General features: G+C 55.8%; 20 protein-coding genes and 3 pseudogenes. 6 read left to right on the top strand and 17 right to left on the bottom strand.

Features of this window, described 5'->3' with window-relative positions:
• The first annotated feature begins 14 nt into the window (after positions 1-14).
• From AAHB66_RS00245 to AAHB66_RS00235, 3 genes are all read left to right on the top strand, one after another.
• Positions 15-317: a PTS lactose/cellobiose transporter subunit IIA gene (locus tag AAHB66_RS00245; protein WP_072250852.1), complete on the top strand. Its 303-nt coding sequence runs from the start codon at positions 15-17 to the stop codon at positions 315-317.
• A gap of 161 nt (positions 318-478) precedes the next feature.
• Entirely contained in the window at positions 479-1,858 is a 1,380-nt protein-coding gene (locus AAHB66_RS00240) for a carbohydrate porin (RefSeq protein WP_347114806.1), read from the top strand.
• Positions 1,859-2,080: 222 nt separating this feature from the next.
• Positions 2,081-2,986 (top strand): DMT family transporter, encoded by a 906-nt coding sequence (locus AAHB66_RS00235; RefSeq protein WP_347114805.1) that lies wholly within the window; start codon positions 2,081-2,083, stop codon positions 2,984-2,986.
• 57 nt (positions 2,987-3,043) lie between these two features.
• Here the strand turns inward: AAHB66_RS00235 and nepI are convergent.
• The 14 genes and pseudogenes from nepI to ivbL form a co-directional block, all read right to left on the bottom strand.
• Positions 3,044-4,235 (bottom strand): annotated as a pseudogene (nepI, locus tag AAHB66_RS00230) (purine ribonucleoside efflux pump NepI).
• A gap of 209 nt (positions 4,236-4,444) precedes the next feature.
• Positions 4,445-4,855, bottom strand: a pseudogene (locus AAHB66_RS00225) (DUF1198 domain-containing protein); the annotation flags it as partial.
• A gap of 164 nt (positions 4,856-5,019) precedes the next feature.
• Positions 5,020-6,024 (bottom strand): alpha/beta hydrolase, encoded by a 1,005-nt coding sequence (locus AAHB66_RS00220; protein ID WP_347114804.1) that lies wholly within the window; start codon positions 6,022-6,024, stop codon positions 5,020-5,022.
• A gap of 724 nt (positions 6,025-6,748) precedes the next feature.
• Positions 6,749-7,951, bottom strand: a complete 1,203-nt coding sequence (locus AAHB66_RS00215) for a DUF3396 domain-containing protein (protein WP_347116554.1) — start codon at positions 7,949-7,951, stop codon at positions 6,749-6,751.
• Between the two features lie 131 nt (positions 7,952-8,082).
• A complete protein-coding gene (locus tag AAHB66_RS00210; protein ID WP_347114803.1) occupies positions 8,083-9,168 on the bottom strand; it encodes a DUF3396 domain-containing protein in 1,086 nt (361 codons plus the stop codon).
• A 13-nt stretch (positions 9,169-9,181) separates the two neighbouring features.
• Positions 9,182-10,069: a type VI immunity family protein gene (locus AAHB66_RS00205; RefSeq protein ID WP_347114802.1), complete on the bottom strand. Its 888-nt coding sequence runs from the start codon at positions 10,067-10,069 to the stop codon at positions 9,182-9,184.
• Positions 10,070-10,074: 5 nt separating this feature from the next.
• Positions 10,075-12,588 (bottom strand): type VI secretion system tip protein VgrG, encoded by a 2,514-nt coding sequence (gene vgrG / locus AAHB66_RS00200; RefSeq protein ID WP_347114801.1) that lies wholly within the window; start codon positions 12,586-12,588, stop codon positions 10,075-10,077.
• Positions 12,589-12,744: 156 nt separating this feature from the next.
• Positions 12,745-14,136, bottom strand: a complete 1,392-nt coding sequence (gene uhpT, locus AAHB66_RS00195; RefSeq protein WP_347114800.1) for a hexose-6-phosphate:phosphate antiporter — start codon at positions 14,134-14,136, stop codon at positions 12,745-12,747.
• A 132-nt stretch (positions 14,137-14,268) separates the two neighbouring features.
• The gene (locus tag AAHB66_RS00190; RefSeq protein WP_347114799.1) at positions 14,269-15,588 is read right to left on the bottom strand and encodes an MFS transporter; all 1,320 of its coding nucleotides are present in this window, start codon (positions 15,586-15,588) and stop codon (positions 14,269-14,271) included.
• Positions 15,581-17,087: pseudogene (gene uhpB / locus AAHB66_RS00185) on the bottom strand (signal transduction histidine-protein kinase/phosphatase UhpB). Before uhpB ends, AAHB66_RS00190 begins: the two are co-directional and overlap by 8 nt.
• A complete protein-coding gene (gene uhpA / locus AAHB66_RS00180; RefSeq protein ID WP_347114798.1) occupies positions 17,087-17,677 on the bottom strand; it encodes a transcriptional regulator UhpA in 591 nt (196 codons plus the stop codon). Before uhpA ends, uhpB begins: the two are co-directional and overlap by 1 nt.
• Positions 17,678-17,759: 82 nt before the next feature.
• Positions 17,760-18,047 carry an acetolactate synthase small subunit gene (gene ilvN, locus AAHB66_RS00175; protein ID WP_039032259.1) on the bottom strand — a complete coding sequence of 96 codons (288 nt, stop codon included), beginning with the start codon at positions 18,045-18,047 and terminating at the stop codon, positions 17,760-17,762.
• A gap of 3 nt (positions 18,048-18,050) precedes the next feature.
• Positions 18,051-19,739, bottom strand: a complete 1,689-nt coding sequence (gene ilvB, locus AAHB66_RS00170; protein ID WP_347114797.1) for an acetolactate synthase large subunit — start codon at positions 19,737-19,739, stop codon at positions 18,051-18,053.
• A gap of 101 nt (positions 19,740-19,840) precedes the next feature.
• Positions 19,841-19,939, bottom strand: coding sequence for an ilvB operon leader peptide IvbL (ivbL, locus tag AAHB66_RS00165; protein WP_337018032.1), 99 nt, complete (start codon positions 19,937-19,939; stop codon positions 19,841-19,843).
• A 524-nt stretch (positions 19,940-20,463) separates the two neighbouring features.
• On the opposite strand from ivbL, the gene tisB reads away from it, so the two are divergent.
• From tisB to AAHB66_RS00150, 3 genes are all read left to right on the top strand, one after another.
• Complete coding sequence (gene tisB, locus AAHB66_RS00160) at positions 20,464-20,553, top strand: type I toxin-antitoxin system toxin TisB (protein ID WP_039032257.1); 90 nt, start codon at positions 20,464-20,466, stop codon at positions 20,551-20,553.
• A gap of 64 nt (positions 20,554-20,617) precedes the next feature.
• A complete protein-coding gene (locus tag AAHB66_RS00155; RefSeq protein WP_347114796.1) occupies positions 20,618-21,106 on the top strand; it encodes a GNAT family N-acetyltransferase in 489 nt (162 codons plus the stop codon).
• Between the two features lie 21 nt (positions 21,107-21,127).
• A complete protein-coding gene (locus AAHB66_RS00150) occupies positions 21,128-21,961 on the top strand; it encodes an EamA family transporter (RefSeq protein WP_347114795.1) in 834 nt (277 codons plus the stop codon).
• A 159-nt stretch (positions 21,962-22,120) separates the two neighbouring features.
• Here the strand turns inward: AAHB66_RS00150 and AAHB66_RS00145 are convergent, their stop codons facing one another.
• From AAHB66_RS00145 to AAHB66_RS00135, 3 genes are all read right to left on the bottom strand, one after another.
• Positions 22,121-23,398: a TcdA/TcdB catalytic glycosyltransferase domain-containing protein gene (locus AAHB66_RS00145; RefSeq protein ID WP_347114794.1), complete on the bottom strand. Its 1,278-nt coding sequence runs from the start codon at positions 23,396-23,398 to the stop codon at positions 22,121-22,123.
• Positions 23,399-23,463: 65 nt separating this feature from the next.
• On the bottom strand, positions 23,464-23,733 hold the full coding sequence (locus AAHB66_RS00140; RefSeq protein ID WP_347114793.1) for a hypothetical protein: 270 nt from the start codon (positions 23,731-23,733) through the stop codon (positions 23,464-23,466).
• Positions 23,734-23,778: 45 nt separating this feature from the next.
• On the bottom strand, positions 23,779-24,054 hold the full coding sequence (locus AAHB66_RS00135) for a hypothetical protein (RefSeq protein WP_347114792.1): 276 nt from the start codon (positions 24,052-24,054) through the stop codon (positions 23,779-23,781).
• Between the last annotated feature and the right edge of the window lie 356 nt (positions 24,055-24,410).

The following is a 24,410-nucleotide window of genomic DNA, read 5'->3' as shown; positions in this document are numbered from 1 at the left end:
CAGAGTAACTGATGATGATTGCCTTAGAAGAAGCCGTAATGGAAATCATCGTCAATGCTGGTCAGTCGCGCAGCCTGTGCTTTGAAGCACTGCATGCTGCGCGGCAGGGCAACTTTGACGAAGCGAAAAGCCTGCTGCGCGAAGCCGATGGCTACGCGCGCCAGGCGCACCATATGCAGACCAAACTTATCGAGCAGGACGCGGGCGAAGCCCGTCAGCCGATGACGTTAATTATGGTACACGCCCAGGATCACTTAATGAACTCGCTGCTGGCCCGTGAATTATCCGAAGAAATTATTCACCTGTATCAGCGTTAATTAATTAAATATCAGCACTGGAGATATCGTTACGATAATAGTGTAAAGCCTCTGTATCCTGAAAAATAAAAATCAACCTTTTCTGATGATAGCGACATATTCTGTCCATCCGGAACGGGGTGGTTATTGTCTGAATAAAATTTAAATATATTGAGATAACCATGAATATGATTAAAAAACTTCCATTAACAATGGCGGTTATCGCCGCGCTTTGCCCGATTTCTGTCCTCGCCCAGGAGTTTACGCAGGAGCAAATCGACGCCATTGTGGCCAAAGCGGTGGATAAAGCCCTGGCCGATCGCCAGGCGAAAATGGATGCCGCGGTGGCGAAAAAAGCCGACGTGGTGACCGAGCCCCAAAGCGCCGCCCAGTCCCCGGATATGGCGATCCCGTTCGGGATTAAATTTACCGGCTATGCCCGCTACGGGGCGCACTTCCAGGCCGCCGACCAGAAATACGTCGCCGTGGACGGCTCCTACAACGGGGCGTCAGCGATTGGCCGACTGGGTAACGAAGGCAACGGCGGCGAGTTCCAGCTCTCCAAAGCCTTTAAGGGCGAAAACGGCGCCATCTGGGACGTCAATGTGATGATCGACCACTGGGGCGACGAGGTTAACCTGAAAAAGGCCTACGCCGGGGTGACCAACATTCTGGAATCCAACCCGAACGCCTACATCTGGGCCGGGCGTGACTTCCACCAGCGTCCGCAGCAGGGCATCAACGACTACTTCTGGATGAACCACGACGGCCAGGGTGCCGGGGTGAAGAACTTCGACATCGGCGGCGTGCAGTTTGACGTGGCGACCGTCGCAGCGGTGGAATCCTGCAGCCCGCAGGTGATGAATGACGAGGCCAACCCTTCGCGCATCACCTGTACCGGCGGCTCCGGCACCGGCGACAAAGGCAACTATGCCGCCACCTCCAAAATTCACGGCATGAAGCTCGGCCCGATCGACCTGGAGCTGTACGCCAACTACGGCTTTGACTCGAAAGCCATCGACACCGAAGAGCGTACCAACGCCTGGCAGGGTGGCGTGGTCCTGAGCCACACCAACGACAGCGGCGTGAACAAGGTGATCGCCCGCTACTCCGATAACTCGGACAACAGCGTGTTCAACAAAACCGAGGACCTGACCACGGTGTACGCCAGCTTCGAAGGGCTGCACAGGTTCACCCAGGCGACCCAGGTGGAGTACATCCTGGCCTTCCACGACTACGACAACAGCCGGGACAGCACCGACAACCGCAAGAACTACAACGCCATCGTGCGTCCGATGCACTGGTGGAACGACGTGCACTCCACCTGGCTGGAAGCGGGCTGGCAGCATGTTGATTACGACAACGGCGGGGATAACAAGGGCTGGAAGCTGACCCTGTCGCAGAACATGTCCATCGCCATGGGCCCGGAGTTCCGTCCGATGCTGCGCTTCTACGTCACCGGCGGCAAGGTGGATAACGAACGCACCGCCCGCGTGAACAACACCCAGGACGAAACGCTCGACGACTTCAACGTCGGCGCGATGTGGGAGGCGTGGTTCTAGGTAAAAGCAAAACGGCAACGCAACGTTGCCGTTTTTGGTGTTTGCGCCCTCTCCCCGTGGGAGAGGGTCGGGGTGAGGGCATCAGACCGCACCGGCCCTTGCTCTGCCGGGTGGCGCTGCGCTTACCCGGCCTACGGTTTTCTGTAGGCCCGTGCAAGCGCAGCGCCGCCGGGCAAGGATCCCATGTTATGCTAGAAAAAAATCAACATAGCAGGGGAGAACATGGGTTCCACACGTAAAGGGATGCTGAACGTCCTGATCGCCGCCATCTTATGGGGCAGCTCAGGAGTTTGCGCGCAGTACATCATGGAGAAAAGTCAGATCCCCTCGCCTTATCTGACCATGATCCGCCTGCTGTTTGCCGGCGTGATCCTGCTGACGCTCTCCTTCGTCCACGGCGACAAGATTTTCTCGGTCATCAAAAATCGTAAAGACGCCCTCAGCCTGCTGATCTTCTCTCTGTTCGGGGCGCTGATCGTCCAGCTCACCTTCCTGGTGACGATTGAAAAATCCAACGCCGCCACCGCCACCGTGCTGCAGTTCCTCTCCCCGACCATTATCGTGGCGTGGTTCGCGCTGGCGCGCAAAAAGCGCCCGGGCATTTTCGTGCTGGCGGCGATCATGACCTCGCTTGTCGGCACCTTTTTACTGGTCACCCACGGCGACCCGACCTCGCTGACCATCTCCCCGGCCGCGCTCTGCTGGGGCATCGCCTCCGCCTTCGCCGCGGCGTTCTATACCACCTACCCCTCCACGCTGATTGCCCGCTACGGCACTTTGCCGATCGTGGGCTGGAGTATGCTACTGGCCGGATTAATGCTGACGCCCTTTTATGCCGGGCGCGGCACCACCTTCGTGGTCGACGGCAGCCTGCTGCTGGCGTTCTTCTATCTGGTGGTGATTGGCACGGCGGTGACGTTCAGCCTGTATCTGAAAGGTGCGCAGATGATTGGCGGGCCGAAGGCGAGCATTCTGAGCTGCGCCGAGCCGCTGAGCAGCGCGTTATTGTCGGTGATGTTGCTGGGCGTGGCGTTTACCCTGCCGGACTGGCTGGGCACGCTGCTGATTGTGTCGTCGGTGGTGTTGATTTCGATGGATTCGAGAAGACGGGTGCAGACATCGGCGTAGCCTGATGCCCTCACCCTAACCCTCTCCCTGTGGGAGAGGGTTAGGGTGAGGGCAAAATCACTGCGCCTTCACCTTACCCGCCACCAGCAGCGCGGTAATCAGCATCAGCGTGCCGGAAATCACCAGCGGTGACGTCAGTCCCAGATGGTCGAGCGCAATGCCGCCCACCGCCGCACCGCAGGTGTTCGCCAGCTGGATCACCGCCACCTGAATCGACCCGGCTTTTTCGGCCTGATCGGCCAGCGAGCGGGTGATCCACGTCGACCAGCCCACCGGGATTAGCGCAAAGGCAAAGCCCCAGATAATCGCAATCGCCGAGGCCGCCCACTTGTCGCTGCCCCACAGGATCAGCACGGCGGCACTGACTGCCAGCACCAGTGGTGCTCCCGCCAGCGCTACTTTCAGGGAACGTTTGAGGAACTGCGCCGACAGCGAGGTGCCGACAAAGCTGGCGATACCGAAGCTCAGCAGCACCAGCGTCAGACCATCGACATCAAACCCGGCCATGGTCGTAAACACCGGGCGGATGTAGGTAAAGAAGGCAAACTGCCCGGCAAACGACATGAAGATGGCGATCATCCCCGCCATCACGCCGGGACGTTTCAGCAGGCTGAACATATTCTGTTTATGATGCGCGGCTTCGCCCGGCAGCGACGGCAGCGCTTTCCACACCCACAGAATGCACAGCAGCCCCATCACTGCGGCACCGTTAAAGACGTTACGCCAGCCGATAATCCCCCCCGAGGAAGCTGCCCAGCGGCGCGGCAATCACCAGCGCGATGGAGACTGCGCCGAAGATAACGGAGAGCGCTTTCGGCACGGTACGCGCCGGCACCAGCCGCATGGTGAGCGAGGCCGACATCGCCCAGAAGCCGCCCAGCCCCAGCCCGAGGCAGGCGCGTCCCAGCAGCAGCAACATAAAGTTATCGGCAAAGGAGACCAGCAGGCAGGAGAGCGTCAGCAGAACGCTAAAAAGAATGACGACTTTGCGGCGATCGGTGGTGCCAATTGCCTGGGTGATAAACAGGCTGGCAAACATAGCGACAAAGGCGGTCACGGTGACCGACTGGCCCGCCAGCCCTTCAGAAATGCCCAGATCCTGCGCCATCGGCGTCAGCAGGCTGACCGGCAAAAACTCCACGGTAATCAGGCAGGCGACGCAAAACGCCACGGAAAAAACCGCCGACCAGTTTGGGCGGGAGACCGCTTTAGCATGGGGCGAAGGGGCGGATTGGATCTGTTCTGTCATGGCATCACCTGAGGAGAAAACGAGCGGGAAAGCCGTGCAGTTTAACAGTTAAAGTGTGATCTATTTAACGTTTAGACAACTTTTGGCACTTTTTGCCGGGCGGCGCTGCGCTTGCACCGGCCGACGGGTTTTGTCGCCCCGGTAAGCGAAGCGCCACCGGGGAATATCAATGCAGGAAGAAGACCCCCCTCTTCCGGCAGGAAGAGCTGGTTATAACGCAACTGGAAGGCGTTAAGCTCGTACGGATCGGGCTCCATATCGCGCATAAAGCCGAGCGCCAGACGGATCTGGGCATCGGTGATCGGCGCGGCGAGGCGCGCCTTGCGCAGCAGGCGATACCAGCTCATCAGGTTGTTTTCACTGCTGTCGACAATGCACACCTGCCAGATCAGCAGCACCTGGGCGGCATTCTGCAGGTGCGCCTCGTCCGGGCGTTCCAGGTAGCGAATAAACTCATTGCCGGCGCTTTTGCCAAACTGGTCGATCATCGATTCTACGGGAACCGGGGTGATGCCCAGACGCTCGCTGAGACGACGAATCGCGCGCCGGGGTCCCGACGTCATGACGCGAAAGCCCACCACAAATACCACGGCAAGCGTAGCCAGCATTATCCAGACCATGAACTCTCCTTAGGGTTAGTCGAGCATAATATCGGGAAACGCAGCGCGTCGACAGCAGACAACGTCGGATTAATGAACGGAGAAACAGTGGATCGGGGTTATGAAAAAAGATATCCGCCCGGGGAGGGCATCCGGGCGAATATTGGCGTGCGGTTAAAGACCAGTCAGCGCGCCTGAAGCCCTTTCAGCAGTGCCTCGTGGAAACGCGCTGGATCCTGCATCTGCGGCGCGTGGCCCATGTCGTTAAACTCCACCAGCGTGGCGTGCGGAATACGCTTAGCCGTCTCCTGGCCCAGTACCGCATAGTTGCCGAGCGTTTTGCGCACCTCCGGCGGGGCGAGATCTTTCCCGATGGCGGTGTTGTCCTTCGTGCCAATCATCAATAATACCGGCATCTTCAGCTCGCTGAATTCATAGAAAACCGGCTGGGTATAGATCATGTCGTAGAGCAGGGCCGAGTTCCAGGCGACACGCTCTTTGCCCGGCCCGTTATTCAGCCCGGCGAGCATGGTGACCCAGCGCTCGTACTCCGGCTTCCACTCCCCGGCATAGTAGGTATTTTTCTCGTACTGGCGGATGCCGTCGGCGCTGGTTTTCAGCTCGCGCTGATACCACTGGTCGACGGTGATATGCGGCACGCCGCGCGCTTTCCAGTCCTCCAGACCAATCGGGTTCACCATCACCAGCTGTTCCACCTGCTGCGGCCACATCAGCGCGTAGCGGGTTGCCAGCATGCCACCGGTGGAGTGCCCGATGACGGTGACGCGATCGATGCCCAGCGCTTTCACCAACGCATGAGTATTGTCCGCCAGCTGCTGAAAGCTGTACTGATAGTGTTCCGGTTTGGTGGATTTGCAGAAGCCGATCTGATCCGGGGCCACCACGCGGTAGCCGCTGGCGGTGAGGGCACGGATAGTGCCTTCCCAGGTGCCGGCGCAGAAGTTTTTACCGTGCATCAGCACCAGGGTGCGGCCGTTGGCTTTTTCCGGCTTCACGTCCAGATAAGCCATATCCAGCGACTGATTTTGCGAGGTGAAGGTGAAGTGCTTCACCGGCCAGGCGTAGTCAAAGCCTTCCATCTTCTCGCCGTAGGTGGGGGTATCGGCCGCCATAGCGGGTGAGGCCAGCGCCACCAGCAGCGCCAGGCAGGACAATCGTCGGGTCAACATGCAAGCTCTCCATTAGCAAAGGGGCTAAGGCTGCGCGAAAGGCGGCAGCGAAATAACACTGTAGAGCATGGCGCGGAGCGGGTGTGTAAAGCGGGGTAAGGTAATCGGGGTAAGAATGTAAAAAAAGCCCGGCATCACGCCGGGCAAAAAGTCATCAGCTTTAAAGAGTAATAGATGGATGAGCTTCAAACATTACTAACATAATGTTTTCCCATTTAGACTCTATGTGAATCATTCACCATCTGACCTTAATCTAGTTTGAAACTTTCATATCTTATTTTCCTTAGGTATAATATCTCTTTATTTTTACCATTTATGAATACTAGAAAATCATAGATTGTAATTTCAGATGCACCATAGAATAACGAAGGTCTAAATATTTTCTTTACCATCACACAATACAAAATAATAGCTCTCACTTCAAGTGCTTATAAAATTAATATGAAGATGTTAATTTTGGGTGATTAACCACTGATTTGAATTTTTTCATCCTGACTACAAATATCAAAAACCTTTACCTTTTCGCTGACAAATAATGTTGAAGACAAAAACTCCCAACATAAAAATAATGCCAACTCTAGCATATTTATGCTGTTATTTTTCATGGCAGGGCGATTTTCTTATCCCGATCAATAATTTCAATATCTAGCCGCTATTTTTATATTTCACTGACGCTTCCGGTAGCCATTTTTCGATATAGTCGAGTTCCATCTCAGGCGCTCCCTTATTGCGAAATAATTAATACGCTGCCCTTGTCGTCACGCTTAAGCAGCGACCAGCGGGCGCGGTGTTTTTTGCCGTGCTTGTCTTCAAAGGCAGGCATTTTTTCCCCTTCGCGGGTCTGGATATACTCCGTTGTGCCGTTAACGATGGCGGCCCACTGCCCGGCGTGCGGCGCGGTTTCATCGGTCCATCGGGTGATGCGAACCGGTTCAGATGAAGTTTCGGGCTCCTCGCTGTCCAGCAGGGCGCTGGTGTCGTCGAAGCGTCGATACCACTTCATGGTCGATTCTTTATTAAACTGATGGTTCTCGTATGACGAGTAAAAATGCAGGGAACGGGGTTCATCATAGCGAACCGGTTTAATGATTTGATTTATCTTCACCAGTAGCGGAGGAAGGCCTTCAGTTTTCATCTCACCCACTGACGGAGGTAATTCACCAGCTTTCATAATTACCCCGTTATTATAGGAGAGCAGGCTGATTTCCGGTGTTTTCACCAGGCGTCGTGCGACGGCGTCTTCTCCGCCGAGCTTTTCCAGCCACGGAGTGCCCAGAATAGTGTACCAGCAGGCACCCTTCAGACCAATGACAGCAGCACCGCCTTCCAGCGTTCCAATGGAATCCACCATCACGCCGGAAAAACGTTGCGCCAGGGCATATTCATAGGGAAACATCCGTTCAAAGGCGTAGGGCAGAATGAATGACAGCCCGGCATAGCCGCTTTCAACGTCGAAGGTGTTGCAAAGCCACAGCAGCCAGGACTCATAGCGTTCCTTACCGTCTGGCTCTTTTAGCAGGGAGAGCGGAAAGATTAGCTTAATAACGGACCTGTTATTTTCATTGTGGAAGATACGTTTCCCCATGATGAGAATTTCGTAATCCGGTGCCAGATATGATTCAGATGCAGAGCTCAGTACCCAGTCAAAAATCTCCTCAGGCGTTGAGTCCAGAATAGCCTGCCGCTGTTTGGCATAATTGTTTTCGGTGATTCTGGTCCATTTCTTTACCGGCAGCGTTTTCTTCAGATATGGCTTAAGTTCATCGTAATAACGATCCACACATTCCACCATTTTACGGCGGACATCCGGCGTATGGCCGTTTTTAAAAAACACGGTGATAATCAGCCCGAGATTGACCGCCGGGCTGCCGTCTTTGTATTTCACCGATGCTTCCGGCAGCCATTTTTCGATATAGTTCAGTTCCATCTCAGCTGCTCTTTTATTCCGGAATAATAAATACGCTGCCTTTGTCATCACGCTTAAGCAGCGACCAGCGGGCGCGGTGTTTTTTGCCGTGCTTGTCTTCAAAGGCAGGCATTTTCTGGCCTTCACGGGTTTCAATATATTCCGTAGTACCGTTGACGATGGCGGCCCATTGTCCTGCATGGGGGGGCTGTTTCATCTGTCCAGCGGGTAATACGTACCGGTTCGGATGAAGTTTCGGGTTCCTCGCTGTCCAGCATGGCGCTGGCACCATCGAAGCGGGCAAACCATTTCATGGAAGATGCTTCATCAAACTGGTGATTTTCGTATTCTGAATAGAAATGCAGCCCCTTATGGCCGTCATAACGAACCGGACGAATAATCTTGTTCACTTTTACCAGTAAGGGAGGAAGGCCTTCAGTTTGCTTTTCCCCCAGTGAAGGAGGCAATTCACCGGCTTTCATAATCACCCCGTTGCTATAGGAAAGCAGGCTGATTTCCGGGGTTTTCACCAGACGTCGCGCGACGGCGTTTTCTCCACCGAGCTTTTCCAGCCACTGGGTCCCCAGGATGGTGTACCAGCAGGCACCCTTGAGCCCTTCAACCGCCTCCCCGCCTTCCAGGGTGCCCAGGGAGTCCACCATCACACCGGAAAAGCGCTGCGCCAGGGCATACTCATAAGGGAACATGCGTTCACGGGCGTAGGGCAGAACGAACGACAACCCGGCATAGCCGCTTTCAACCTCAAAAGTGTTGCACAGCCACAGCAGCCAGGATTCATAGCGTGCCTTACCGTCCGGCTCTTTCAGCAGGGAAAGGGGAAAGACAAGTTTAATTACTGAACGGTCCGTATCATTATGAAAAACGCGTATTCCCATAATTAAAATGCTGTAGTCTGGCGCAAGATAAGATTCCGTAGCGGAACTCAGGATCCAGTCAAAACTTTCCTCGGGCGTTGAGTCAAGAATGGCCTGCCGCTGTTTAGCATAATTGTTTTCGGTGATTCTGGTCCATTTCTTTACCGGCAGCGTTTTCTTGAGATATGGCTTAAATTCACCGTAATAACGATCCATGCACTCCACCATTTTGCGGCGGATATCCGGTGTATGACCGTTTTTAAAAAACACGGTGATAATCAGCCCAAGATTCACAGCCGGGCTGCCGTCCTTGTATTTTACTGACGCTTCCGGTAGCCATTTTTCGATATAGTTCAGTTCCATCTCAGCTGCTCTTTTATTCCGGAATAATAAATACGCTGCCTTTGTCATCACGCTTAAGCAGCGACCAGCGGGCGCGGTGTTTTTTGCCGTGCTTGTCTTCAAAGGCAGGCATTTTTTCCCCTTCGCGGGTCCGGATATACTCCGTTGTGCCGTTAACGATGGCGGCCCACTGCCCGGCGTGCGGCGCGGTTTCATCGGTCCATCGGGTGATGCGAACCGGTTCAGATGAAGTTTCGGGCTCCTCGCTGTCCAGCAGGGCGCTGGTGTCGTCGAAGCGTCGATACCACTTCATGGTCGATTCTTTATTAAACTGATGGTTCTCGTATGACGAGTAAAAATGCAGGGAACGGGGTTCATCATAGCGAACCGGTTTAATGATTTGATTTATCTTCACCAGTAGCGGAGGAAGGCCTTCAGTTTTCATCTCACCCACTGACGGAGGTAATTCACCAGCTTTCATAATTACCCCGTTATTATAGGAGAGCAGGCTGATTCCCGGTTCGGGGAAGGGGTTGGTGGTATGCCGTCTGCCCGGCCCTGTTTGCGTGCTGCTGAGATAAGGGCGGGGCGGTGTGGTACGGATATCGAATGGCACTTCCGCCTTATACCACCAGTAATATTTCGCTGCGATTTCATCTGCGCGGATAAGCCCGCTCATCATCAGCTGCTTTAAGCTCATCTGATAGCTTTTGCCATTGCGGCGAACCTTTGCGGACAGGCGGGGGAAACGCATCGCATATTCAACTTTAATATGCAGATACTGGCGGTTATTTTCAGTCGGCAGCTGCGACTGCTTCTCCACCATCTCGACGCCGGTGGTGGTACAGTCCCACGGCTGGTTGTTTTTGCCCGAGGGATTATCGGGCGAGTCAGGCGATGTGGGTAAATCCGGTAGTTCCATTATGGCTACTCCCTGAGTTCAGTTTCCATTTGTTGCTCTGAGCCGTCACCGATAAACCACAGCGTTTCCTGTGGCTGCGGTTTTTTCTGCACAACGTGTAGTTCGACGTTTTCCTGATTGCGGGTATATACGGGCACCGTTTTCCCTTCGTGATCGGTATAACCTGTCGCAGTCTGCCCGGAAGGCGTTGTGAGCCTGTAAGGTTTACCTGTCAGGAGGGAGCCCTGCTCATCCTGTAACTGGTAGATCGCGGAATAGATATGTGAGGTACCCAGGCGGGGTATCTGTAACGGTATCGAAGCGGGTGCAGCCGCCATAGTCCGCTTCGTCCGGCGCAGGTAGGTTCCCAGGGTCCCGTACTCAATTTTCCCCGCCTCCAGCCGCAGGTAACTCCCGCCGCCAATCAGCGTGATGCGCTTTTTCCCGGCCAGGGAGATGTTACTTACCGAGGTCAGGGTCAGCTTCTGCTCCGCGAACAGCTGCAGGCTCCCGTTCTGGGCCTGCATCTCCACCGGACCTTCACTGGCCTTCAGACTCAGCTGGCCGGTCCGGGCAAACAGCCCCATTTTCTCCCCGGCCAGGGCGGTCATGTTGCCCGTCACCCCGAGGCTGGTATCCCCGCCTGCATTGATGGCGACATTCTTCGCAGCGGTCATCTGCATATGCTCGCCACTGGTGAAGGCCATCCCGTCCGGAGCGGAGAACAGCAGGGTCTCGTTCAGCGGCTTCAGGCGCTTTTCAAACATCTGAATCTGGCTGTCGATATCCGCCTTCAGGGCCTGCGCCTGCTCCGCCGCCACCTCCAGCTGCTGCAGTTGCCGGAGGCAGGCCTCGATTTCCTTGAGGGCGGTGTCCATGTCCAGCACCTCGCCCTGCGCCTTCTGCTGCCCGTCGGCGGTGATGAACAGCCCCTTCGCCACCCGTATCACGCCGTGCTCATCGGTTCTGAGCTCAAAGCCTTTGCCCCGGGGTTTCTCCTGCGCATCCACCAGATGCCCGGCATTCAGCTGGGTTCTGCCGTACTCCGTGGCAAGCTTGATGTGCTCCTCCCCGCGCAGGTCCTCCATCCGCAGCTTGTTGTTCGCGGGCGTGCGCAGCACGTTGCGGGTGTGGTTGTCCCGGGTGACGTGGTCAGGGTGTTCAGAGTCGTGCAGGGCGTGGGAGATATACGGCAGGTCGATGTCGCCGTTGCTGTACGCAACCGCCACTTCGGTCCCGTCAGTGAGCGGGGTGTGCCAGCCATATGTCCCGCCGGCATACGGCTTAGCCATCCGCAGCCACAGATAGCCGAAGCCCTGCTCACTGTCACTGCGGTCAAAGTCCAGCCGGACCCGGTAGCGGCCCTGGTCGTCCAGATGCGCATAAATGTCATCTTTTTCCCGGCTCTCGATGCGGGCCGGCAGGGTGCCGTGCACTTCCGGGCGCGGGACTCCGGCGGGGCGGAAGCAGTAGCGTTCCGTATAGGGTATCCCGTCGACAGAAACGTGGAGCCGGGTATCCCGGGCGGCGTGGTAGTTTATCTCCGTGATGAGCACGCCCTCCCGCAGGTCCCGGATGACATTCCCCTGCGGCTCCAGCACCTGGCCCGGCAGCAGGCCGGCGGCGTTACTCTCCAGATGAACACGGGCCGAGGCATTCAGCTCCCGCTCATGCCGGATACGGGCGTAGAAGGCCCCGGATTCGGTCTCCGGCGCCGGGTCAGTGTCATCGCCGGGCTCCCGGTACGGCTCTGCGTAATGGTAGTGCTCCCCGGTGGTCACGGCCTCACTGCGCACGCTTACCGCGGCGTCCATCGGCGCCCCGGCGTCGCGGGGGTTGTAGTCCCGGGTGCGGACCCTCCCCGGCACCACCTGATGTAACGTGCGCACGTCCCACACTGACTCTGCCGCCCCGTCATACAGGCCGGATGGCTCGCGGTACGGCAGGCGGACGTCGAACTGATAGTTAAGCTGGCTGTCGGCGAAAATCACCCTCTCCAGGCCGCGCGCCTCGTCCGGCTCCGTGCGCCAGAAAACCCCCACCTCCGAGAGAATGCGCTGCACAAACTGGAGGTCCGTCTCCCGCCACTGGGTAATCAGCTCCCGCGCCGGATACACACGCTCCAGGCGGAAGTCAAAATCCGCGCCCTCCAGGCCGTGCTGACGCAGGACCTGGTCCACCACCTCCGGCACGGACCGGTTCTGAAAGATGCGGCACTGGCGGGTGCGCGCCAGCAGGGCCAGGCGGGAGCTGAGCACCACCTGGTAATGAGACTGGTCGGCGGTGGTGGCAATCCACTCCAGACGGGTGATGATGCCGTGCACCGCCTTGCCGCTGCGCATCCTCAGGGTGGCATGTTTCAGCAGCACCTCTTCCGGGCGAATATTGACCTGCGGGGTGGTGAAGTCGATGGTCCACTGGAAGGGCTCGCTGAGGGCTTCCCGGCCGCTGAAGCGCAGCACGTCGGGGGTGACGGTGGAGCCGGTAATTTCCAGGGTGTAACGCGTCTGTCCGTCGAAAAGGGCCAGCCAGTTATCCATAACAAAGCCTCATTTAACGTAAGGTTAATGAGGGATGGTTGCACGGCGGGGGTAGGCTGTAAATGGCTGAAACAGGAGTTAAATTCTGAAAATTTACGCCGGGGAGTTACCTCCCCGGCGGTGAGTATCACGCCGGGCAAAAAGTTACCTGCACACTCAGACTGCTTTCAAACGTTGCACGCGTTTTTCGCGGCGAATTTTGCGCTCTTCCAGCACCGCGACCATCGCCATCAGAACGATACAGCCGATGGCGGCGGCATCCAGCGCGGCGAAGGTGCCCGCCCAGCCGGTGAGGCCGAAAATCGGTGTGCCGTCGGCAATCATCCCCAGCCCCAGCTTGGCGAAGCTGTCGCCAATCAGGTAGGCGAAGGTGCCTTTGATCCCATCGGCAGCGCCGATCGCTTTTTTCGGCACGAAGCCGACTGCTGCCACGCCGATCAGCAGCTGCGGACCAAACACCAGGAAGCCGAGGGCGAACAGGGAGGCCAGGTACACGTACTGGTTGCTGGCGTGCTGATAAATGCCGAGGGTGGCGATAATCAGCGCCAGCGCCACGCAGGCCACCAGCGCCCGACGGCCGTTGGCGAGATCCGAGAGCCAGCCCCACAGCAGGGTGCCGACCAGGGCACCCACTTCAAACAGGGTAAAACCCTGGATCGCCACTTCTTTGGAGAGCTTCAGCTCCTGAAAAGCATAGACGGTCGACCACTGGTCGATACCGATACGCACCACGTACAGGAAGATGTTGGAGAAGCAGAGCAGCCAGATGACTTTGTTTTTCAGCACGTACTCAACAAAGATCTGCCATTTGGTCATCTCGTTCTCTTCGGTCTCTTTGTCCTCCTCGCTGATCTCCTCGTCAAACAGCTCTTCGGCTTTACCGAGACCGTAGGATTCCGGGGAGTCGCTGCCGTAGCGCAGACCGATAAAGCCGACGATCAGGGCGATAATCGACGGGAAGATAAACATGCCGATCACGTGGCCGTCGAACAGCACGTTGGCCCCGAACAGCGCCACCCCTGCCGCACCCGCTCCGCCGAGGTTGTGGGAGATGTTCCACATCCCGAGGTACGAACCACGCTTGCGACGCGGGGTCCATTTGGTGATGGTGGAGTAGCTGCACGACCCGCCGGTACTCTGGAAGAAACCGCTCAGGGCGTAGAAGGCGATCATCATAAACAGGCTGACCGAGCCCGCGCCCATGCTGGCGCTAAAGCCGAGCATACAGATGGCGGAGAGGATCAGCATAAACGGCAGGAACTGCTTGGTGTTTTTGCCGTCGGCGTAATAGGAGACCAGGGTTTTCCCCACCCCGTAGGTGATGGAGAAGCCGAGGCCAATCATCCCCAGCTGGGTCATGCTCAGCCCGTAGGTGGAGATCATGTCGTTCTGGGCGATGTTAAAGTTTTTGCGGATCAGGTACATGGTCAGGTAGCCGATAAAGATCACCAGATAGGACTGCATGAAGGGTTTGAACCACATTTTGCGCCGCACATCGAGCGGCAGATCCAGGGTCGGCTTGCGCACCTGGTTTAAGAAGGCCAGCATGATTAAATGTCTCCCGAGCTGATTTTTGCCGCATTGTAAAAATCAGTCGGAAGCGACGCCTGAGACAGCGTCCAGGCGGAACCGGGAAAATTTCTTAGTTTTGCCCTACTCGCGGCGAAAAGGTGAGGCGCATCACGCTTCGCTCACCTCACGCGGGGCCTGCGCGTTGAGGAACGGCAGCAGCAGCAGGGCCGAAATCCCCGCCGCGATGGCGATCACCGCGAAGAACCCGCTCCAGTGCCAGGTGTCGATCACCCGTGCCAGCGGCCAGCCGGAGAGCGATGCCCCGAGGTAGGCAAACAGCCCGACAAAGCCCGTCGCCGCGCCCGCGGCGTCCTTGTGGGAACACTCCGCCGCCGCCATGCCGATCAGCATCTGCGGACCAAAGACAAAGAAGCCGGTGGTGAAGAAGCACGCCGCCTGCATCACGTAGCTGGCAAAGGGCATCAGCCACAGCGAGCCGACGGAGAGCAAAATCCCGGCGGCGAAGATCAGGTTCATCGGGCCGCGGTTGCCGTTGAACAGCTTGTCCGAGCCCCAGCCCGCCACCAGCGCGCCGATAAACCCGCCCAGCTCAAACATCGATACCGCCGAGTTGGCGGTCACCAGATCCACGCCGAGCGTCTCGGACATGTAGAGATTGCCCCAGTCGTTGATCGCCGCCCGCACCACGTAGACCAGCACGTAGCAGAGCGACAGCAGCCAGATCCAGGGGTTCAGCAGCACGTAGCGGGTGAGGATCTCCCGGCGGGTCAGCCCTGCCCCCTCCTGCTGCTGGGCGATCTCAAGCGCGTCGTGCCGCCAGTCGCCCACCGCAGGCAGGCCCACGGTTTGCGGTCGGTCGCGCAGCCGCCAGCACAAAAACAGCCCGGCAACAATCGCCAGCCCGCCCGCGATCATCATTCCCGCGCGCCAGCCGTAATGCAGCGCCGCCGCACCCACCACGATGGGGATCAGCGCCCCGCCGACGTTATGGGCGGTGTTCCAGATCGCCCACCAGCCGCCGCGCTCGGTACGCGAATACCAGCTGGTCAGCAGGCGGGCGCAGACCGGCGATCCCCAGCCCTGGAAAAAGGCGTTCAGCGCCCACAGCAGGGCAAAGGCCCACAGCGAGGTGGAGAAACCGAACAGGATATTCACCACCCCGGTGGCGATCAGGCCAAAGCCCATAAAATAGCGGGCGTTGGAGCGGTCGCTGACGATGCCGGAGAAGAACTTCGACAGGCCGTAGGTGATGTAAAACAGCGTCGCCAGCAGGCCGATATCGGTGCGGGTCATCACTCCGCTGGCAAGGATCTCCGGCGCGGCGGCGTTAAAGCTTTTGCGGGTGAAGTAGAACAGCGCGTAGCCGAGCCAGATAGTGATCAGAATATGGCGTCGCCAGTAACGATAGCGGGCGTCGATCTCGGCTTTGTCGCCGATCGGCGCGGCGTTGGCAGGGGTTTTAAACATGATGGCTCCTTAGCGGCAGGCTGACGCTGACGCGCGTCCCGTGGGTGCAGGAGATGGCCAGCGTGCCGCCCAGCGCCTTCACGCGCTCGCGCATCCCCGCCAGGCCAAAGCCCTGCTGGCCGGAGCCCGGCGGCAGGCCGCAGCCGTCGTCTTCAATAATCAACCTGAGGCGTTCATCCTGCTGCCAGCCCTGCAGCGTCACCGCGCTGGCGTTGGCGTGCTTAACAACGTTATTCAGCCCCTCCTGACAGACGCGAAACAGGGTGACGCGCTGGCCTTCGCTCAGCGCCGTTTCGTCGATATCCCAGTCGAGATGGCTGACGATGCCGCGGCTCTCCAGCTCCATCTCGCGCATCAGGGAGCGCACCGCCTGCTCCAGGGTCAGGTCGTCCAGCTGGCGTGGGCGCAGCCGACCCAACAGACGCCGCACCGAATCGTATACGCCAAGGGAGAGCTGTTCGATATGCGCCCCGCCCTGCTTCACCCCGGCGTTGTCCGGGGCAAGGCGCTGAACGATACCCGCCTGGGTGCGGATGGCGGTGATGGTCTGGCCGATGTCGTCGTGCAGCTCGCGGGCCACTTCACGGCGGACGTGCTCTTCAGTCTCCAGCAGACGCTCGGCAAGGCGACGGTTGCGCGCCAGCTCGGTTTGCAGGGACTGGTTCAGCTCGCGCAGGCGCTGGATGCCCGCCCCGAGCAGCAGCCCGGTCAGGCTCTGAGCCAGCAGCGAGAGCAGCAGATCCACCGGATGATCGTGCCAGGTCTGGCTGGCGATCAGCGCGATGGCGTTCATCAGGGCGGCGATCAGCGCCCCCCTGCCAGCCGTAATGCCAGGCCAGCGCGATGATCGGCAGCGCCAGACAGAAGGGGGTAAAGCGTGAAAGCTCGGCAGGCAGGCCAAGCTGCAGCCACAGGCTCACCACAAACAGCAGCAGATACCAGATAAGATGCCGGGCGCGCCAGTTCACCGGCTGGGAGACCAGCGCCGGACCCAGCGGTTGCCAGACGGTGCTGGTGAGATAGTGCCAGATAACGAGGCAGGTCGGGGCCAGCGTCAGGCCGCCGGTCAGGGTCAGCAGCAGGGCGTTGAGCATCTCCTTCTCGCCAATCCACGGCAGGGACTGTAGTAAGGCCGCCGCGATCAGCGCCGCTCCCTGCCCCAACAACGTGCGCCAGTCGCGCTGGTGACGATAGCGGGAGATCAGCGCCACGGGAATGAGCGTCAGCACGCTTCCGGTCATCAATAAGGGCAGATGCGCCAGCGCCACCTGCTGTGCCAGCCAGACCAGCATCAGCCATTCGGCACCGAGCAGCACCGGCCAGTAGCCGCGCGGGCACTGCAGCATCAGCCCCAGCCGCAGGCCAAAGGGGAACAGCAGCACCGCCAGCTCCGGGCGTTCCACCAGGTGCAGGCTGATGCTCCACAGGCAGAACCACGCGGCGGAGAAGATGAAGAAGCTGGCAACCACCGCCACCAGCCGGGAGAAAAAGGTGTGCATTACCAGCCGTCAAACATGCGGCGCGCCAGCTCCACGTCGTTGCTGACGCCCAGTTTTTCCATCAGGTTAGCGCGGTGAACATGGACGGTTTTTGGCGACAGGCCAAGCTCGACGGCGATCTCCTTCACCGCCATCCCCTGGGCCAGCTTCTCCGCCACCTGGCGTTCGCGTCGGGTGAGCGGATCCTGGCGTCCGGCCGCCAGCTTGATGGCGATGTCCGGCGTCAGGTAGCAGCCGCCGGTGGCGACGGTGCGCACGGCGGCAATCAGCTCGTCCGGGCTACAGCGTTTGGAGAGGAACCCGCGCGCCCCCGCGTTCAGCGCCTGCTCCACCAGCGCCGGGCTGTCGTGCACCGAGAGCATGATGGTCGCCATCCCTTTCGGCAGCTGGCTTAACAGCTCAAGCCCGGAGAGGTCCGGCATCGAGATATCGCAGATACAGACCTGCACCCGGCGCCCCGGCAGGTTGGCCAGCGCCTCGCGACCGGAGCCGAACTCGGCCACCACCTGAAAGTCGGGCTCCAGGCTCAGCAGCTGGGCAAATCCGGAGCGGACGATAAGGTGGTCGTCGATAAGGGCGATGGTGGTCATATTTGTTCCTGCGGTCTGAAAACGCCGGATGGCGCTGCGCTTATCCGGCCTACAAGAGCGAAAGACGCTTACCTTAAGTGATTTATTCGAAGAACACCGCAATTTTGTTAAACATGGTGGGATCGGACTGGTTACGCACTACTTTCACCACGTCCTCCAGCTTGTCGATCTGCGCCATCATCTGCTCCAGGCGCTGATCGTCATTCACCAGCAGCCAGATGCGGCTGTGCTCGCTGCCCTGAATCGGCAGACAGAGAATGCCCTCCACGTTGAACGCGCGGCGGGCAAACAGCCCGCAGACGTGGGTCATGACCCCGGGATGGTTGCGGACGGTAAGCTCCAGGATGACATTATCGTTTTGTTTTTGCATGGCTTATTCTCCCACCATTTCAGTATTGGCCGCACCGGGTGGGACCATCGGATAGACTTTTTGCTGTGGATCGATACGGACGTGGATCAGCGCCGGGCCCGGGCGTGAGATTGCCACCTGCAGCGCGGCATGGGCATCCTCTTCGGCATTCAGATCGCAGGTGTGCAGGCCGAAACCGGCGGCAATCTGCATAAAGTTAATCATCCCCGGATAGGTGGCGGCAAAAACGCCCTGCTTGTAGAACAGGCTCTGCTGCTGATGCACCAGGCCCAGCGCTTCGTTGTTCATCAGGATGATTTTCACATCCAGCTGATTTTCTGCCGCGGTGGCCATCTCCTGAATATTCATCATCAGGCTGCCGTCGCCGGAGAAGCAGATCACCTTGCGGTCCGGGTTCGCCAGCGCCGCACCCACTGCCGCAGGCAGACCAAAGCCCATGGTCCCCAGCCCGCCGGAGGTCAGCCACTGGCGCGGACGGTTCAGCGGATAGGCCTGAGCGGTCCACATCTGATGCTGCCCGACGTCGGTGGTGATAATCGCGCTGTCGTCCACGCAGGCGGCCACGGCGTTAATCAGCCCGTAATGGCTGAGCGGATCGCCTTCGGTCGGGATGGCACCCGGGAACTCCTGCTGCAAACCGGATACCTGCTGATGCCACGCGCTGCGCGGGGTGGCGTCGATGTGCGGCAGCAGCTGCGCCAGCACCTCGTTGACGTCGCCCTGGATCGCCACGTGCGGCTGCTTGATTTTACCCAGCTCCGCGCGGTCGATATCCACGTGAATGATTTTGGCATTCGGGCAGAACTGCTCGGTTTTGCCAATCGCCCGGTCATCAAAACGCGCCCCGAGAACAATCAATAAATCAGCTTCCTGCAAAATAAAGTTGGTGCTGCGCGCGCCGTGCATCCCGAGCATTCCCAGCGACAGCGGGTGCGCTTTTGGCAGCATGCCCAGCGCCATCAGGGTCATGGTGGTCGGCAGGCTGGCTTTTTCTGCCAGGGCGCGCACCGCGTCAGGGGCATCGATCACCCCGCCGCCCAGATAGAGCACCGGACGTTGTGCGGCATTAATCATCGCCGCCGCCTCGCGCACGCTCTCAATGCTGAATTCCGGCGATGGCGCGCGGGTGCCCGGCTCCGGCAGCACGTCGATCTCAATTTCAGCGGTCTGCACATCCTTAGGAATGTCTATCCACACCGGGCCCGGACGGCCGGACTGGGCGATACGGAACGCATCGCTGATAACCTGCGGTAATTCGCTGATATCGCGCACTAAATAGTTGTGCTTGGTGATGGGGATAGAGATGCCGTAGGTGTCCACTTCCTGAAACGCATCGGTGCCGATCATCGAGGCAGGCACCTGGCCGGTAATGCAGACTAACGGGATAGAGTCGAGACGCGCGTCGGCGATAGCGGTCACCAGGTTGGTGGCGCCCGGCCCGCTACAGGCCATACAGACCGCCGGTTTGCCCTGGGTACGCGCCATGCCCTGCGCGATAAAGCCAGCGCCCTGCTCGTGACGCGCCAGCACGTGGCGGATCTGCGTGCTCTGGCTTAAGGCGTCATACAGCGGGAGTACCGTCCCGCCAGGAATACCTGCAACCGTGGTAATGCCCTGACGTTCCAGCAGATGAACGATTAACTGCGCGCCAGTGAAACGCGTCTTGTGTGATGTTGTGCCCGAACTTGCCATGCTCCAGTCCTTCTTATGGGCCGACTTTCCGGGGGGGCTTTTAACGAAAAACCCCGCCGGTTTGCGCCGGCGGGGTTTGGAATCGTGTGTTGATCCAGTCCCTACGGCGCATTGCCGACGACCACCACCACACGCACGACGACCACTGCGGCTGGTTGCGCAGTTTTTAGTAGGGTCGAGGTCAGCATGGAAGCGTTCATTAGGAACCTGTCTCTGGAATCATTGAGTGGATTTATACAAGCACAGGTTTACAGGCGTGACAACGGAATTATTTCCATCTGCCTGAAAATGCGTCAGGGATCACGTTTCGCTTGTCGGGTGATGAAAACAAAAAACCCCGCCGGAGCGAGGTTTTTTTTACAGCGTTTGCGGCTGGTGACCGCAGAGCACACTGTGTTACATCAACGCACGAAGTATACGCGATCGCACGGGAACGCGCAATTTACGGCACGGATTTTGACGCCTTTGAGTATGGCTCCCGCTTCACGTTTTGTCCATAAATTACTGTTCATCTATACAGTATTCATCTATGCTGGGTGTGTTCACAGGGTGTGAGGGGAGCCGCTCGTAGTACACCGGCGCAACGAAGTCCTGGCTGAAACGGGTGGTGCCGTCAGCGCCTCCACTCCCCACCTGAGCACACTGTGTTACATCAACAAAGGTGCTGGTTACAGGCGGCGGAAAGGTACGCCAGCATCGTGCTCCTTAACCAGAGGAGACGCGTATGAGCGTAGTGGATATGGTTGTACTTATCCTCAAACTCATTGTTGCAGCACTGCAACTGCTTGATGCTGTCCTGAAATACGTTAAGTAATCCAGGTTCAAGCCGCACCAAAGAGGGGCGGGAAACCGCCCCTCTTTAATAACGAGGGAATGCTATGTTGCGTTTATTAATTGAGCCTGTCACGCCGGACGAACCGGGGTATATCGCGCTAAAAACCGAGAGCACCGAGCGCCATTTCAATATGTTGCGCCGGCTGGAAGAGAACTGGGAGCGGGGTGAAAACCGCTTTAACGCCCCGGGTGAAAAGCTGTTGGGTGCCTTTCTGAACGGCAAACTGGTGGGGATTTGCGGGCTAAACCGCGATCCGTTCAGCCAGCAGCCGCGGGCCGGTCGCATTCGCCATCTGTATATCAGCGAAAGCTGCCGTGGGCTGGGTATCGGCAGGCAGCTGCTCGCCGTGGTAATGGCTGATGCCAGCGTCTGGTTCGATTTTCTCAATACCAATGCGCCGCACACCGCCTGGTCCTTCTACCAGCGCGCTGGCTTTACGCAGGTCGCGGATGAACCGCGCGTCACCCATCGCCTTTTTTTGCGCAATATGAGCGGCTGGCAGCATCGGAGTGTGAATGTTACAGTTGAGTGACAATTCACCACCCGATACGCCATGACTCTCTCCGTTTTCTGCATCTTACTCTTTGCCGCACTGCTGCATGCCAGCTGGAATGCCATCGTGAAAGCCGGAACGGATAAGCTCTATTCGGCGATCGGCGTCAGCGGCTCCGCCACGCTGATTGCCCTGGTGTTGCTCCCCTTCTCTCCCCAGCCATCTGCGGCCAGCTGGCCGTTTTTGATTGTCTCCTGCGCCCTACAGGTGGTGTATACCGTTCTGGTCGCAAAGACCTATCAGGTTTCCGATATGAGCCAGACCTATCCGCTGATGCGCGGCACCGCACCGCTGCTGGTGGCGCTTATCAGCGTGCTGGCGCTCGGCGATCGCCTCTCGTGGTTCGCCTGGTCCGGCATTGGGGTGATCTGCCTGTCGATACTGGTCATGGCGATGAACGGACGCATGCAGTCCCGAAAAGGGGTCTGGCTGGCGCTGCTGAATGCCTGTTTTATCGCGGGTTATACCCTGGTGGACGGCACCGGCGTGCGGCTCTCGGACACCGCGCTGGGCTATACGCTGTGGACCTTCTTTATGAACGGCTTCTGCCTGCTGAGCTGGGCGATGGTGGCACGTCGGCGCGCCGCGTCCAGCTACCTGCGTCTGCACTGGAAAAAGGGGCTGCTCGGCGGCGTGGGGACCATGGGCTCTTATGGCCTGGCGCTATGGGCGATGACCCAGGCGCCGCTGGCGGTGGTCGCAGCGCTGCGTGAAACCTCCATTCTCTTTGGGGCGCTGATCGCATTTGTACTTTTAAAAAAGAAGGTTATGGGTCTGCGTATCGCTGCGGCGCTGGGTATTGCAGGCGGCGCCATTCTGCTGCGCCTGGCGTAAATGGCTGGCAATATTAGTTGCCGATCTGACAAAATCAACTTTCTGACTAAAGGACTCTATGATGTAAAAGTAAACATTGTACTAAATACATCTCCTCAAATCCGAGAATAAAATTCACAATATTTTAAGTTTCTTTTGATAATTCCATGCTTAAAGAATTTATTGACGCCATGTAGAACGCAATGCTTCTGGCGTATCCAGGTTAAGATTAGAAAATGCAATACCCAACCTATCATCTTGCATTAATTCAGAGATATATGAGGGACTTACGGCATCATCAATTTTAAACAAACTATAAGCTAGACCTAATAAAACCTCAACGATTAATCCAGGACCCGTTAAGATTGATGTTACACAATAATCTTTTGTTATCAATTCTGATCTCCATGGCAAAAGCCTGGCTAAATAGCAGTAATCGTTCTTACCTGTGTAGAAATCAAAAATACTGTTGTTATTTTCCAGAAAAGCATATCTTTTTGCCATTGTGCGCAGTACTATCTTTACCACTTTCGATTGTGGATGAGAGGCAATAAAACAATTAAGGTAAATACCTTTTAATCTTTTGTCAGTTCCAAGAGATAACAAATTCTTATATACATAAATTTTACCGAGTGGCAATATATCCTCAATATGAAAAGCAGCAACATCCGATTCAATTAGAGAATAAATCCTATCATCTTGCTGCCACTCTAAGCCAGCTATACCTTGAGCGTGATCAAGTATTTTATCTTGTCCAAAGTCTATTAATGACATTTTATTTAACAGACTTATTGTTTTAAACAAACTAATATTATCGCTCTCTATATATTTTTCCCTCGCCATGAAATTATTAAACTTCTTAAAGACACTATGAGTATTTGGAAGAACATCCACATCTATATAAACACCACCATAACGATAAATTATTACAAGTCTGGCAATATCACTAGCACTCGCAAGGTTACCTCGCAAAATCAATTCATAATAATAATATTTCATGAATCCTGAAAATCCACCGGTGAAAATATTAGATATACTTTTATATTTCACATTAGCATTCTGAAAATTTGGAAACATAGATTCTCTTTGGTTTTTATTATAAGGAATGTTGTTCTCCCTTAAAAAATCAATGACCGAATCACCAAACAAAAAGCCTTCTTTTAATTTGTTGAATATAAAATAGAATGTACTATTTCTGATATTTTTCTCTGCCTCGAATTGATCATGAGAAACATTAACCTGAACGTAATGGCGTATTGCATCATGCAGCAAAGCACAGTTGCCAGTGCTATCATCACACCATAAATTTATATCCTTATCTATGTTTGTTTCAGCCCACAAATTAATATAATTATGATTTAAATGATTAATATCCCCAATCCATATGAAGTTTATAACATCAGGAACTTGCACCTTTTGAAGGTGCATAATTTTTGAAGATAAAATGTCATCAATCACAAAAAACACCTCAATTCTAAATTTTTAAGTCACTTTTTAATTCAGTAGTTATTCACAATCAAATTTTAGCTTCTGAAAAAATAAACCACAGCCATTAAAATAACAACAACAGAAATTATTACTATGTTACCTGAATATTCACTCAGAGAATCCAAATAATCCTGGCTCTCTTTATTAACTTTTGTTATAGCCTCTTTTTCAGTATCAGCCTCAACTTCTACAATATGTTTTCTAAAGCCTTTTTTTTTCATATTTTTGATAAAGTCACGGGTTGCTTGTTCTTTTAACACAACTTCAGTTTTATCACTCTTTATAAAAACAACATACTTATTCATTATCACCTCTTGAGAGCACAGAGTAATTCTGTGCTCTCATATTGATTAGTACCGCCCATTCATCCTACTGCTTCTGTTTAAACCGTAATTACCATCACCGTAGTTTTCGCTATAGTTACTACCCCATATCCCACTTGCGCCTGAACCGCTTCCCTTTATAGAGTAAAGCGAAAGAAAAGACTGAAGGCTTCGATCACTTCCGGAGTGACCAGTATTTGCAGCGCCAAAACCTCCGTTTGAAGATGATCTTTTACCACTGCCATCCCTATCGTTCCATCCACCAGATACGTAATCCATTTGATAACTTAATATTTTCTTCATTGTATTTTCCTTTATTTATTTCTTCCTGAACTGTTGTTTCCGTTCAAGATCGATACTAATCATCGACAAAAAAAAATAATAAAATAGATACATTATTGAGATCAGTATCACAAAAAAATATTTGGAATTAGTTTGATGAATGATAGCGCAGTATTGAAACCTTAAAATATATAAAACTTTTAAATATTAAATATTAAAATAAAAAGCATTCCGTATTTATAATTTCAGAAATCTTTCCCATATTAAGCTCACCATATAAAAAATGCATTACGGAACTAGTTGGCATTCTTTTTATCCATGGTTTTATCTCGTTTTTTTCAAATTTTTCTATATAGCGTATCGCTTCTATGTTGGAC

Source organism: Leclercia sp. S52 (assembly GCF_039727615.1).
GTDB classification, from domain to species: domain Bacteria; phylum Pseudomonadota; class Gammaproteobacteria; order Enterobacterales; family Enterobacteriaceae; genus Enterobacter; species Enterobacter adecarboxylatus_B.
Note: the sequence above shows the minus strand (reverse complement) of the source record. Positions and strands in the feature narration are given on the sequence as shown.